The sequence below is a fragment of the Arthrobacter rhamnosi genome, from assembly GCF_054510855.1.
The window spans coordinates 129,369-142,544 of sequence record NZ_JBTNDT010000006.1; the positions used below are offsets into that span (position 1 = coordinate 129,369).

The 13,176-nt window shown below is 68.9% G+C and carries 12 protein-coding genes; 6 read left to right on the forward strand and 6 right to left on the reverse strand.

From position 1 onward, the window contains the following. Window positions 1-108 precede the first annotated feature (108 nt). A complete protein-coding gene (locus ACX80I_RS13090; protein ID WP_459345554.1) occupies window positions 109-2,304 on the forward strand; it encodes a S9 family peptidase in 2,196 nt (731 codons plus the stop codon). Here the strand turns inward: ACX80I_RS13090 and ACX80I_RS13095 are convergent. Genes ACX80I_RS13095 through ACX80I_RS13115 form a run of 5 tightly spaced genes read right to left on the reverse strand, consistent with a single transcriptional unit; the run spans window position 2,235 to window position 7,931 of the window. Continuing rightward, window positions 2,235-3,314: a LacI family DNA-binding transcriptional regulator gene (locus ACX80I_RS13095; RefSeq protein ID WP_459345555.1), complete on the reverse strand. Its 1,080-nt coding sequence runs from the start codon at window positions 3,312-3,314 to the stop codon at window positions 2,235-2,237. The two genes, ACX80I_RS13090 and ACX80I_RS13095, sit on opposite strands and share 70 nt — an antisense overlap. Further along, window positions 3,314-4,795 (reverse strand): GH1 family beta-glucosidase, encoded by a 1,482-nt coding sequence (locus tag ACX80I_RS13100; protein ID WP_459345556.1) that lies wholly within the window; start codon window positions 4,793-4,795, stop codon window positions 3,314-3,316. Before ACX80I_RS13100 ends, ACX80I_RS13095 begins: the two co-directional genes overlap by 1 nt. Further along, window positions 4,792-5,706 carry a carbohydrate ABC transporter permease gene (locus tag ACX80I_RS13105; protein WP_459345557.1) on the reverse strand — a complete coding sequence of 305 codons (915 nt, stop codon included), beginning with the start codon at window positions 5,704-5,706 and terminating at the stop codon, window positions 4,792-4,794. The genes ACX80I_RS13100 and ACX80I_RS13105 overlap by 4 nt, the downstream gene beginning before the upstream one ends. Beyond that, on the reverse strand, window positions 5,703-6,689 hold the full coding sequence (locus ACX80I_RS13110) for a carbohydrate ABC transporter permease (protein ID WP_459345558.1): 987 nt from the start codon (window positions 6,687-6,689) through the stop codon (window positions 5,703-5,705). The genes ACX80I_RS13105 and ACX80I_RS13110 overlap by 4 nt, the downstream gene beginning before the upstream one ends. Window positions 6,690-6,692: 3 nt before the next feature. Beyond that, window positions 6,693-7,931 (reverse strand): ABC transporter substrate-binding protein, encoded by a 1,239-nt coding sequence (locus ACX80I_RS13115; protein WP_459345659.1) that lies wholly within the window; start codon window positions 7,929-7,931, stop codon window positions 6,693-6,695. Between the two features lie 492 nt (window positions 7,932-8,423). On the opposite strand from ACX80I_RS13115, the gene ACX80I_RS13120 reads away from it, so the two are divergent. From ACX80I_RS13120 to ACX80I_RS13140, 5 genes are all read left to right on the forward strand, one after another. Then, window positions 8,424-8,855 carry a PaaI family thioesterase gene (locus ACX80I_RS13120; RefSeq protein WP_459345559.1) on the forward strand — a complete coding sequence of 144 codons (432 nt, stop codon included), beginning with the start codon at window positions 8,424-8,426 and terminating at the stop codon, window positions 8,853-8,855. After that, a complete protein-coding gene (locus tag ACX80I_RS13125) occupies window positions 8,852-9,700 on the forward strand; it encodes an SGNH/GDSL hydrolase family protein (protein ID WP_459345560.1) in 849 nt (282 codons plus the stop codon). The genes ACX80I_RS13120 and ACX80I_RS13125 overlap by 4 nt, the downstream gene beginning before the upstream one ends. A 103-nt stretch (window positions 9,701-9,803) precedes the next feature. After that, a complete protein-coding gene (locus tag ACX80I_RS13130; RefSeq protein WP_459345561.1) occupies window positions 9,804-10,751 on the forward strand; it encodes a 1,4-dihydroxy-2-naphthoyl-CoA synthase in 948 nt (315 codons plus the stop codon). Window positions 10,752-10,758: 7 nt separating this feature from the next. Next, entirely contained in the window at window positions 10,759-11,889 is a 1,131-nt protein-coding gene (locus tag ACX80I_RS13135; RefSeq protein WP_459345562.1) for an AMP-binding protein, read from the forward strand. A 54-nt stretch (window positions 11,890-11,943) separates the two neighbouring features. Then, complete coding sequence (locus ACX80I_RS13140) at window positions 11,944-12,831, forward strand: 1,4-dihydroxy-2-naphthoate polyprenyltransferase (protein ID WP_459345563.1); 888 nt, start codon at window positions 11,944-11,946, stop codon at window positions 12,829-12,831. 21 nt (window positions 12,832-12,852) lie between these two features. Here ACX80I_RS13140 and ACX80I_RS13145 read toward each other — a convergent pair whose 3' ends face one another. Next, entirely contained in the window at window positions 12,853-13,158 is a 306-nt protein-coding gene (locus ACX80I_RS13145; RefSeq protein ID WP_459345564.1) for a DUF4229 domain-containing protein, read from the reverse strand. Window positions 13,159-13,176: the final 18 nt, after the last annotated feature.

Genomic DNA, 13,176 nt, shown 5'->3' on the forward strand with positions numbered 1-13,176 from the left:
CTGACCGGTTCATGACGTCGAAACAGCACGGCGGGCCGCCCGGTCCGAGGGCCGCTCGGGCCGGCCGGGGTCACCGGACGCCGGAGCGGCAGTGGCAAGATGGGTGCCATGACCGCTGACGCCATCGCACTCGTTGTCCCCGTTCCGCCGCCGGCCAGGAAAGTGCCTCAGTCGCGCACGCACCACGGCGACACGTTCGTCGACTCCTACGAGTGGATGCGCGACAAGGAGAGCCCCGAGCTGATCGACTACCTCACGCGCGAGAACGAGTACACCGACGCCGTCACGCGCCACCAGGAACCGCTGCGGGAAGCGATCTTCGACGAGATCAGGGAACGGACGCAGGAGACCGACCTGTCGGTGCCGGCTCGCAAGAACGGCTGGTGGTACTACTCGCGGACCGAGGAAGGGAAGCAGTACGGCATCCAGTGCCGGACTGCCGCGGAGGACACCGGCGACCTCGGCCGCGACTGGACGCCCCCCGAGGTCGTACCCGGCCGGCCCGTTCCGGGCGAGCAGATCCTGCTCGACGGCAATGAACTCGCCGAGGGCAAGCCGTTCTTCTCCCTCGGGGGCCTGTCCGTCACCGAGGACGGGACGCTGCTCGCCTACTGCGAGGACAACGCCGGCGACGAGCGGTTCACGCTGCGCATCAAGAACCTCGAGACGGGGGAACTCCTCCCCGACGAGGTGCCGAACATCTTCTACGGGTTGTCCTTCTCCCCCGACGGTACGCGCGTCTACTACACGGTCGTCGATGACGCCTGGCGCCCCTACCAGGTGCGCGTCCACACGCTGGGCACCCCGGTCGCGGACGACGTCGTGGTGTACCAGGAGGACGACGTCGCGATGTGGACCGGCTTCGAGGTCTCCGCCGACCGCACGCAGCTCCTCATCAGTATCGGATGCTCCGAGTACAGCGAGTACCGCGTCCTCGACCTCGCGAGGCCGGAGGACGGGCTGACCACCCTGATCTCCCGCGACGAGCGCATCCTGTACGACGCCGAGCCCGTCACCATCGATGGTGCGCCCCACTACCTGCTGACGCACGACCGCGACGCGAAGAACTCCATGGTGAGCCTTGTCGCCGCGGACGAGTTCGCACGCCCGCTCGCGGAGCAGACGTGGACCACGGTCATCCCGCACGACGACGCCGTCCGGGTGAACGGCGCCTCGGTCACGCGCACCCACCTCGTGCTGTCCGTGCGGAAGGACACCATCGAGCGCGTGCAGGTCCTCCCGCTGGCGGGGCTCGGGACGGTGGACCAGGAGCCGCCGACGGAACCGGACTTCGACGAGGAGCTCTTCTCGAGCAACCTCGCCAACGCGGAGTTCGACTCCCCGATCATCCGGCTGTCCTACACCTCCTACCTCACGCCCCCGCGCGTCTACGACTACGTCCTCGAGGACGGCTCGCTGAAGCTACGCAAGGAGACGGAGGTGCGCGGCGGCTACGACCCCGCCTCCTACGTCGCCGAGCGGCAGTGGGCGCCGGCCGCGGACGGCACCCTGATCCCGCTCTCGGTCGTCCGCCGCGCGGAACTCGTCCGGGACGGCACCAATCCCGCGGTCATCTACGCGTACGGCAGCTACGAGGTCAGCATGGACCCGGCCTTCTCCATCGCGCGGCTGTCCCTGCTGGACCGCGGCATCATCTTCGTCACCGCCCACATCCGCGGCGGCGGTGAGATGGGGCGCAGCTGGTACGACCAGGGCAAGAAACTCCAGAAGAAGAACACCTTCACCGACTTCGTCGATGCCACCACCTACCTCGGCGCCTCGGGCTGGGTCGATCCCGGGCGGATCGCCGCCATGGGCGGGTCCGCCGGCGGCCTCCTCATGGGTGCCGTCGCCAACCTCGCTCCCGAGAAGTACCGCGCGATCGTGGCACAGGTACCGTTCGTGGACGCACTCACCACCATCCTCGACCCGGAGCTACCCCTCTCGGCGCTCGAATGGGAGGAATGGGGCAACCCGATCACCGACCCCGAGGTGTACCGCTACATGAAGGAGTACACGCCCTACGAGAACGTGCGGCCGGTACCGTACCCGCGCATCGCGGCCGTCACGAGCTACAACGACACCCGGGTGCTCTACGTCGAACCGGCGAAGTGGGTGGCGCAGCTCCGCGAGACGACCACGGGCAGCGAGCCGATCGTCCTGAAGACCGAGATGGACGGCGGCCACGGCGGGGCCAGCGGACGCTACTCCCGCTGGCGTGACGTCGCCTGGGACTACGCCTTCGCGGCGGACGCGGTGGGCGCCACGGAGGTGCTCGCGCGTTCCACCAGTTCCGTGGAGTAGATCACCGGCTCCGGGTGCGAGCCCGGAGCCTCGATCTCCTCGAGGAGCATGGACCCGGCCTTCACGGCCATCTCGACCATGGGCTGGGTGATGGTGGTGAGGGGCGTCGGCGCTGTCTCCGCCACGGCGTGGTTGTCGTACCCCATCAGGGCGACGTCCCCGGGGACCGTCTTGCCGGCAGCCTGGATGGCGTCCAGGACCCCGAGGGCCATGAGGTCCGAGGCCGCGAAGATCCCGTCGATGTCGGGGTGCTCGGCGAGGAGCCTGCGTGCCGCGGCCGCGGCGCCGTCGGTGGTGAAGTCGGCATGGACCACCGGACCCTCGGCCAGCCCTGCCTCGGCCAGGCCCTCCCTCCAGCCGCGGAGGCGGTCGACGGCGGCTGTCATGTCCGCAGGGCCCGCGACCGTCGCGAGACGGCGTCGCCCGATCCCAGCGAGATGACGTGCGGCGAGGCGTCCGCCGCCCACGTTGTCGGTATCCACATACGTGACGTCGAACGCCATGTCCCACGGGCGTCCGATGAAGATGGTCGGCAGGCCGGTCTCGGCGAGGGACCTCGCCCAGGAGTCGGCCTTGTGGTGCGAGACGACGATGGCGCCGTCCACGTGCCCGCCCCGCAGGTAGCGCAGCGTGCGGGACGAGTCGTCGTCGGTCCTCGACATCAGCAGCACCAGCTGCACGTCGGTCTCACGGAGGGCCTCCGTGATGCCGGTGATGACGACGGCGAAGAAGGGATCCATCATGACGCGGACATCCGGCTCCGGGATGACCAGGGCGATGGAGGACGTCCGGCGGGTCACGAGGCTGCGGGCGGCCCGGTTGGGGATGTAGCCGAGGGCGACGACGGCGCGGTCCACCGCGGCCTGCGCCTCGGGGCTGACACGGTCCCCGCCGTTGATGGCGCGCGACGCGGTGGACCGCGACACCCCGGCGGCCACGGCGAGATCCTCGAGCGTGGGGCTCGGGCGAGCTGCTGCGTGCCGCAGCGACCGGGGCGGGGAGGTGTTCATCACCTCGACAATACGACACCCGCGCTTCCGCCGTCAGTCGACGAGACAGTCGACGGTACGGCCGACGGGAGCGCATTGGAGGCCGCGACGCGTGCGTACCAGAGGGCGCTGGCCTTCGGGGTGCGCTCCTGCGTCCCGTAGTCAACCCGGACCAGCCCGAAGCGCTGGTGGTAGCCCCACGCCCACTCGAAGTTGTCCAGCAGGGACCACGCCAGGTAGCCCCGGAGGTCCACGCCGTCGTCGATCGCGTCCTTCACGGCCCGGAGGTGGACGTCGAAGAATGCGAGGCGGTCCTGGTCGTCCACGAAGCCGGACCCGTCGGGGGCGTCGTCGTAGGCGGCACCGTTCTCCGTGATGTAGATCGGGATGCCCGCAGGGCCGGTGTACTCGTCCTGCAGCCTGTTCAGCAGGCGGCGGAGACCGTCCGGCTGCACCTCCCAGTCCATAGCCGTGACCGGCAGGCCCCGCGGAACGGAGCGTACGCCGTGGGCGGCGACGTAGGGCGAGGAGACCGGGCGCTCGACGGGCGCGTGGCCCTCCTGCGGCACCGCCTCGTCCGACGGCGTCTTCGTCACGGCCTCGCCGTGGTAGTAGTTGACGCCCAGCACATCGATCGGCGTGCCGATGATCTCCAGGTCGCCTGTCCGGATGGAATCGGTCAGCCCCAGGTGCTCGACGTCCCGGAGCACGTCCTCCGGGTACGAGCCACGCAGCACGGGGTCGAGGAAGATGCGGTTGAACTGGCCGTCGATGCGCCGGGCGGCGTCACGGTCGTCCTCGCTGGAGGGATCGAGGGGATCAGGGACGGTGAGGTTCAGGGTGATGCCGAGCGTGGCGTCCCCGTCCCGGCGGCGCAGCTCCCGGGTTGCCAGCCCGTGCGCGAGCAGCAGGTGGTGGGCGGCGGCGAGCGCCGCGGTCGGCTCCTGCCGTCCCGGCGCATGCACGCCGGCCGCGTAGCCGAGGAACGCCGCGCACCAGGGTTCGTTGAGGGTCGTCCAGATCCGGACGCGATCACCGAGGGCCTCGTGCATCACCGCTGCGTACTCGGCGAAGCGGTAGGCGGTATCGCGGTTCGTCCAGCCGCCCTTGTCCTCGAGGGCCTGCGGCAGGTCCCAGTGGTAGAGGGTGAGCCACGGCGTGATCCCGGCCTGGAGGAGCTGGTCCACGAGGGTGGAGTAGAACCGGATCCCCTCGATGTTGGGCGTCACTCCGTCCGGCATGCAGCGCGACCACGACGTCGAGAAGCGGTAGGCCTGCAGGTTGAGGCTCTTCATGAGCCCCACGTCCTCGGCGGACCGGTGGTAGTGGTCGCAGGCGACGTCGCCGTTGTGCGCGTCGGCCACCGCTCCGGGGACACGGGAGAACGTGTCCCAGATGGACGGTCCCCTGCCGCCTTCCCGGGCGGCGCCCTCGATCTGGTAGGCGGCTGTCGCCGCGCCCCAGAGGAAGCCCTCGGGGAAGGTTCGTTCGGTGCTGCTCATCCTTTGACTGCTCCTTGCATGATTCCTGAAACGAGTTGGCGTCCCGCGACCGCGAAGAGGAGCAGCAGCGGGATGGTGGAGAGAACCGCTCCGGCGAGCACGATCGAGTAATCGACGAAGTGCGCGGCCTGGAGCAGCTGCAGCGCCACCGGGAGTGTGGGGTTGGACGGATCCAGCACGATGAACGGCCAGAAGAAGTTGGTCCACGTGGCGACGAACGTGAACAGTGCGAGCATCGCCGCCGCCGGTCGGGCCGCTGGAAGGCCAACGTACCAGAACGCCTGGATCATGGAGGCGCCGTCGATCCGCACGGCCTCGATCAGCTCGTCCGGCAGCGCGTCCCGCAGGTACTGCGTCATCCAGAAGACCCCGAACGCCGTCACGACGCCCGGGACGATGACGGCCCAGAGCGAGCCGGTCCAGCCGAGCTTCGCCATGACGATGAACAGGGGCACCACACCCAGCTGGGTGGGTACGGCCATCGTGGCGACCACAAACACCAGCAGTGCCTTGCTGCCCCGGAAGCGGAGCTTGGCGAAGGCGAAGCCGGCGAGGGTCGAGAACAGCACCACGGACGCCGCCGTGACCGTGGAGACGATGAAGCTGTTGCCGAGTGCCTTCCAGAACGGGATGCTGTCCAGGACGGTGGCGGCATTGGCGAGGAAGTTGCCCCCGGGAATCAGGGGTACGCCCTTGCTGATCACCGAGCTGTCGTGGCTGCCCACCAGGAAGGACCACCACAGCGGGAACACGGAACCGAGGATCACCGCGCCGAGGAAGCCGTAGGTCAGGAACCCGGGACGCCGCATCGTGCCACCCGGAGCGCCGCGGCGCCGCGCGCCGAGGCCCCGCTGCGCCGCACGGGCCGCGCCCTTGCCTGCAGTCTGCTCGATCATGGGGATGGAGCTCATCGTCGGCCTCCCTGGCTTGCGATGCGGCGGGTGATGAGGAAGTTGGCCATCGCTATGAGGACGATGATGAGGAACAGGAGCCAGGCGACCGCCGAGGCCCTGCCGAAGTTGCGCTGGCCCCAGCCGAGCTCCCAGATGTACATGGTGAGCGTCTGCCATTGCCGGTCCGCGCCGCCGAGGCCCGCCTGGTCGAAGACCCTGGCCTCGTCGAAGATCTGGAGTCCGCCGATGGTGGCGGTGATGACCACGAAGATGATGGTCGGCCGCAGCATGGGGACTGTGACGGAGAAGAACTGCCGGAGGCGTCCGGCACCGTCGATGGTCGCCGCCTCGTAGACATCCCGGGGGACGGCCTGCATGGCGGCGAGGAAGATGAGCGCGTTGTACCCGGTCCACCGGAAGTTCACCATCGTGGCGATCGCCGCGTGGCTCGCCAGGGACTCGGAGTGCCAGCGGACCGGGTCCAGCCCTATCCCCGTCAACAGCTCGTTGACCAGGCCCGCCTGGTCGGCGTAGAGGTTGTTGAAGATCAACCCGACGGCCACGGGGGCCACCACGAAGGGAACGAGGACGCCCATCCGCCAGAACGTCCGAGCCCTCAGGTTGGCGTCCAGCACCGCCGCGATGGCGATGGCGAGGACGACCTGCGGGATGGACGAGAGGAGGAAGATGCTGAACGTGTTCCCTACCGCATTCCAGAAGAACGGCTGCGCGAGCACGAATTCGTAGTTCTTCAGCCCCGTGAACTCGCCCTGACCCCCGATGAGGTTCCAGGTGTGGAGCGAGACCCATGCCGTGTACAGCAGGGGGAACAGGCCCGTGATGGCGAAGAGCAGGAAGAACGGCGAGATGTAGAGGTACGGGGACAGCTTGACGTCCCACTTCGACACCTTCTGGGAGAGGGCCAGCCGCTTGACGCTCCTGTCGCGCGGCGCCCGCTGATGCGTATCGGGAGGAGGTTGGACCCGGTCCGTGACGGCCATCGGCTACAGAGCGCCCACAGCGGTGACGAACTTCTCCCAGGAGGAGGCCGGGTCGTCGGTCTTGTCGACGTCGACGCGGGTCAGGGCCTGCTGCATCGCGTCGTTGATCGCGAAGTACTTGGGGCCCTTGAACGGCGTGACCTCGACGGCGGCGGCGCGGTTGGCGAGGATCTCACCGGTCGGTGCGTCGTTGAAGAACGGGTCGACCTGTCCCTGGAGTTCCTCGCTCTCGAGCGCCTCCACCTGGCTGGGGAACGTGCCCTTCGACTCGAAGGCCTTGATCTGCTGCTCCGGGGCGGTCAGCCATTCGGCGAGCTTCTTGGCTTCGGCCTGGTGTGCGCCCTGGGTGGGAACGGTCAGGTACGAACCGCCCCAGTTGCCACCGCCGCCGGGGAAGACATCAGCGATGTCCCAGCCCTCGACGCCTTCGGCGTTGCCCTCGATGATGCCGAGCATCCAGCCCGGGCAGAGCTTCGTGGCGAAGGCGTCGGACTGGAAGCTCGCCGTCCAGTCGTCCTCCCACTGCGTGAGGTGGGCCGAGAGCCCGTCGGCTACGGACGCCTGCAGGACCTGCTCATAGATGTCCTTGACCTCGGGGTTCTCGGTGGCGATCACCGCGGCGTCGTCGTCCTCATAGGCGTTCTGGACCTGGTTGATCATGCCCTGGTAGGTGGCCCCGGCGGAATCGAACCAGGCCACGCCGTCGCTGGCGGCGACGAACTTCTTGCCCGCATCGAAGTAGTCCTGCCACGAACCGTCGAGCATCTCGGCGACGGACTCCCGGTCGCTCGGCAGTCCGGCCTTCTCGAACAGGTCGGCGCGGTAGCACACGCCCTGCGGCCCGGCGTCGGTGCCGTATCCGATGAGCTGCCCGTCCTCGGTGGTCGCCGCGGCGGTCTTCCAGTCCAGCCAGCGGCCCTCGACGGCGGGGTCGGTGAGGTCGGCGAACTGGTCGGGGAACTCGAGCAGTTCGGGCAGCCAGTCCACCTCGATCGCCTCGATGTCCGAGAGACCGGATCCGGCGGCGAGCCTCGTAGTGAGGTTGTCCCGGGCCTCGTTGGAGGTGGCTGCCTTCTTGTGTTCGAGGGTGACGTTCGGGTTGAGCTGCTCGTATTCCTCGAACAGCTCCTCGTAGCCGAATTCGTTGAACGTGCCGACGGAGAGGGTGACGTCCTCGGTACCGGTTTCGCCGTCGACGCCGGCCTCGCCGGATCCGCCGGACCCGCAGGCGGTGAGGGCCATGGCCAGGCATGCTGCCGCGGCCGAAAGTGCGGTGATACGTGCTCTGCTGTGCACGGTGACTCCTTTGTCAGCTCGGATACCGCTGCGGGGTGCAGCGGAGTCAAGGTGGAACATCCCGACAGGACCTGCCGGAGGGAATCCGCCTGTGGAGCCGCTTCCTGCGGAGCCGGTCCAGGGCGGTGGCGGCGGCGGTTACGGGGCACCCCGAACCCTGCCGAAGAGAACACAGGAGAGACCGCGAATTCCACCGGCTGATCAGGCACCGTGGGAGCGCTCTCACGCTGTGCACCCATCCTGACTGTGACCTCCGACACTGTCAAGTGGGAGCGCTTCCACGGAGTCGAGATTCCGTGCCGCGGAGTGTATCGCCGCAGGTCAGAGCAGTTGTGCCCACGCACCCGTGATCCGATCGTTACGACGCACCACGTACCGGTGCCCCCGCCGCTAGAGTGGTGGACGACCGATCAGACCGCGATCAGGAGCAGCCGGGCGATGACGCACGAATCCCTTCCCCCCTGGACCATCTCGCTCGGCGAACTCGACGAGAAGATGGGCGTTGCCATCCTCGAGCAATCAGCCGAACGGGTCGTAGCGACGATGCCCGTGGAAGGCAACCGCCAGTCCTTCGGGCTCCTCCACGGAGGCGCGTCCCTTGCCGTCGGCGAGGCCGTCGGCTCCTGGGCCGCGGTGATCCATGCGTCCACCCTCGGGAAGACCGCCGTCGGAGTGGACGTGTCGGCAACCCACCATCGCAGCGCGCGGGACGGCACGGTCACGATCACGGCGACCCCGATCCACCTCGGCCGGACCCTCACGACGCACGAGGTGCTCCTGACCGACGACGCCGGGCGGCGACTCTGCACGCTCCGCATCACCAACCTCCTCCTCGACAAACCCGCAACCGTGAGTAGCTTTAAGCCATGACTCCAGCGACGCGCACCCTCAGGTTCCGCTCCACCAGGTTCATCGCCCTTGCTGCCGCCGCCTCCGCGGCGCTGCTCGGCGGTTCCGCGGGTCCTGCCGCGGCAGCGCCCAAGGAGCCACTGTCCTATGTGGCCCTCGGTGACTCCTACGCGTCCGGTTTCGGCGCGGGCTCGTACGTCAACGCGTGCGGCCAGTCGCCCCTGGGGTTGCCCGGCATCCTGGACGCCAAGAAGCAGATCGACCTGGTCGCCGACGCCACGTGTGCAGGCGCGAAGGTCGCCACCGAGCCCGGAGGCGCTATCGACCTCCAGGAGCAGCTGGCTGCGCTGTCCGCGGACACCGATCTCGTGACCACCTCGGCCGGCGGCAACGACGCCGGCTTCGGCACCGTGGCAGGGGTCTGCGTCACGCAGCCCACCGAGGTCTGCCAGCAGGTCATCGCGGCCACGAGTGCGACAGCGCTGCCGGTGCTCGCCGCGAACCTCGACGCCCTGTACGACAGCATCCAGGCAGCCGCGCCCAACGCCACCGTCGTCGTCACCGGCTACCCGCACCTGTTCTCGCCCGAATTCGGCAACGCGCTGATTCCCCTGGCGTCGCAGGAGGCGTTCAACCAGGGCACCGACGCCCTGAACGCCCTGATCCGTGAACAGGCAGAAGCGCACGGCTTTCTCTTCGTGGACCTGGTGCCGAGGTTCGAGGGACACGGGATCGGCTCCCCCGACTCATGGATCGTCTCCCAGCTGGGCGCCGTCGACATCCTGCATCCCACGGCCGAAGGCTACAGGTCCGGGTACTACCCGGCCGTGCGGAGCGCGGTCAACTTCGCCCAGCTCCAGCGCTAGGCTGCTGCTGGCGCGTCCTGCCCTGCCCGGGGAAGCCGGCTCCGCCCTCGTGCAGCGGGATGTCCGGACCCGCCCCGGGTTGCCTCGCCGCTAGACTCGACGGGTGACTTCAGAGCTTCCCGCCAAGGTATCCGACATCTTCGATCCCACCCGCTGGCGCGTCGTGGCGGGTTTCGAGGACTTCACGGATCTGACCTACCACCGCCAGGTGGAGCGGGACGGCGCCGCGGTGCGCGACCTCCCCACCGTGCGCATCGCGTTCGACCGCCCGGAGGTCCGCAACGCCTTCCGCCCCGGAACGGTGGATGAGCTGTACCGGGCCCTCGACCACGCCCGCATGACCCCCGACGTCGCGACCGTGCTGCTGACCGGCAACGGTCCCAGTCCGCGGGACGGCGGCCATTCCTTCTGCTCGGGCGGCGACCAGCGCATCCGGGGCCGTGACGGGTACCGGTACGCGGAGGGCGAGACGAAGGAGACCATCGACCCCGCCCGTGCGGGCCGCCTCCACATCCTCGAGGTCCAGAGGCTCATCCGGACCATGCCGAAGGTCGTCATCGCCGTCGTCAACGGCTGGGCGGCCGGTGGCGGACACAGCCTGCACGTCGTCGCGGACCTGACGATCGCCTCGGCCCAGCACGGGAGGTTCAAGCAGACCGATGCCACCGTGGGCAGCTTCGATGCCGGCTACGGCTCCGCGCTCCTGGCACGGCAGATCGGCCAGAAGAAGGCACGCGAGATCTTCTTCCTGGCCCGCGAATACTCCGCACAGGACATGGTGGACATCGGCGCGGTCAACGAGGCGGTCGATCACGCGGAACTGGAGACGACGGCGCTGGCCTACGCCGCCGACATCGCGCGGCAGAGTCCGCAGGCCATCCGCATGCTCAAGTTCGCCTTCAACCTCGCCGACGACGGCCTCGCGGGCCAGCAGGTGTTCGCCGGTGAAGCGACGCGCCTCGCGTACATGACCGACGAGGCCGTGGAGGGCAAGGAGGCGTTCCTCGAGAAACGCGCTCCGGACTGGTCCTCGTTCCCCTACTACTTCTAGGAGACACGTGGAACTCCTCCCCGTGCACACCCCCGAGGGCTTCGACCCCCTCGGTCTGCTGAAGCCCCTCGCCGCCGCGCTGGCAGGCGAGGGCCCCGCCGTCGCACCCCACGTGCTGCCGGACCAGGCCTTCGGCGGCTCGCTGCCGAATGACGAGATCGCCGCCGTCATCAGCACGTCGGGGTCCACCGGCACGCCCAAGCAGACGATGCTCAGCGTCGATGCCCTCGCCGCGTCAGCGATGGGTACGGCCTTCGCCCTGAAGGCGGAGGGCCAATGGCTCCTCACCCTCCCCGTGCACTACGTCGCCGGTTTCCAGGTGCTCGTCCGGTCGCTCTACGCCGGCACGCAGCCCTGGGTCATGGACACCGCCGCGGGTTTCACGCCGGAGGCCTTCACCCAGGCTGCGGCGGAACTGACCGACCGGGTCCGTCTCACCTCCCTGGTCCCCACGCAACTCCACCGGCTGCTGACGGACCCGTCCGCCGAGACGCTCCGGCTCCTGCGCCGTTTCGACGCCATCCTGCTCGGCGGGGCACGGGCCGGGGCACCCCTGCGCGCCCTCGCCCGCAGCCAGGACCTCAAGATCGTCGAGACCTACGGCATGAGCGAGACCTGTGGCGGATGCGTCTACGACGGGACCCCGCTCGAGGGCGTCGAGCTCCGCTCGGTCGCAGGGCGGCTGCGCATCGGCGGGTCCGTCCTCGCCGACGGCTACCTCGATGCCCCCGAGCTCACGGAGGAGAAGTTCGTCTTCAATTCCGGCCAGCGCTGGTTCGTCACGGACGACGCCGGCGACGTGGCCCTCGACGGGTCCGTCACCGTCCACGGGCGCCTGGACGACGTCATCATCACCGGCGCACTCAAGGTGTCGGCCGCGAAGGTCTCCGATGTGATCCAGGCCCTCCCCGGGGTGGAACAGGCGATGGTGCTCGGCATCCGCAGCGAGGAATGGGGCACCGCCGTCGCCGCGGCGATCGTGGGCGACGTCGATGCCGACGTCATCCGGCAGGCGGTCCATGTCGAACTGGGAGCGCACGCCGTGCCCAAGGCCATCGTGAGCCTCGACGCGTTCCCCCTGCTACCCGGCGGCAAGCCCGATCGCCGGACCATCCAGGCGCTCCTCGAACGCGCCTAGGACGTTCGAGGTTCTAAGCACGACCGACCGCCCGACCCGACAAGAAGGAACTCCGTGGCGACTGCCGCTCAATGGCTTGAAGGAGCCCGCCCCCGCACCCTCCCGATGGCCCTCGCGCCCGTGATCATCGGGAGCGCCGCTGCGTTCGGCCTCGGATCCTTCCGGCCCGTCAACGCCGTGCTCGCGGCGGTCGTCTCCGTGCTGCTGCAGGTCGGCGTGAACTACGCGAACGACTACTCCGACGGCATCCGGGGGACGGACGACGAGCGCGTCGGCCCGTTGCGCCTGACGGGGTCGGGCGTCGCGCAGCCGCGGCAGGTCAAGCTCGCCGCCTTCACATGCTTCGGCCTCGCGATGCTCGCCGGCCTGGCTCTGGTGGTGCTGTCGCAGACCTGGGTGCTGCTCCTCGTCGGCGTGGGCTGCATCGCTGCCGCGTGGGGCTATACCGGCGGAAAGAATCCCTATGGGTATCTCGGCCTGGGCGACCTGTTCGTCTTCGTGTTCTTCGGGCTGGTCGCAACTCTCGGAACCACCTACACGCAGGCGGGCCAGCTCAGCGGGACGGCGTGGATCGGTGCCGTGAGCACCGGCCTGATCGCCGTGGCACTCCTGATGGCCAACAACGTCCGGGACATCCCGACGGACAGCGTCGTCGGGAAGAGGACGCTCGCCGTCCGGCTGGGGGACCCTGCTGCCCGCGTCAGCTACGTCCTGATGCTGGCCGCGGCCATCCTGCTGCCCGTGTTCCTGAGCTACGACTACCCCTGGGTGCTGCTCGTCCTGCTGCTCATCCCGGCCTGCCTGACGCCGAGCCGGCTGATGCTGAAGGGTGACAAGGGCAGGAGCCTGATCCCGGTGCTGAAGCAGACGGGTCTGATCAACCTCGCGTTCAGCATGCTCTTCGCTGCGGGCATCGTCACCACCGTGCTGCTGCGAGGCTGAGCAGCCGCGCTCTGCCGGGGGTCAGGCCGCGTTGCCGCGGGGTCGGCGATCCGCATTGACCCGGGTGTTGGGATCCAGCGAGTCCTCGGCCGCAGCGTCGTCGAGCTCGACGGCGGTGCGGAGCGGCGGGGCACCGGGGGTGAACCGGCGCTGCAGTGTGGCCCCTGCGGCATCCCGGAGCGTGCGGAAGAAGAGGTACGTCACGCACCAGGCGAGGATGGCCGCCACCACCGCGGACAGGAAGAGTCCCAGCCCGAGCAGCACGCACGCCACATAGAACACGACGATGAGCAGCAGGCGGAGGGCGGTGAATTTGAGGAAGGCCACGCTGCAAGTTTACTCGCC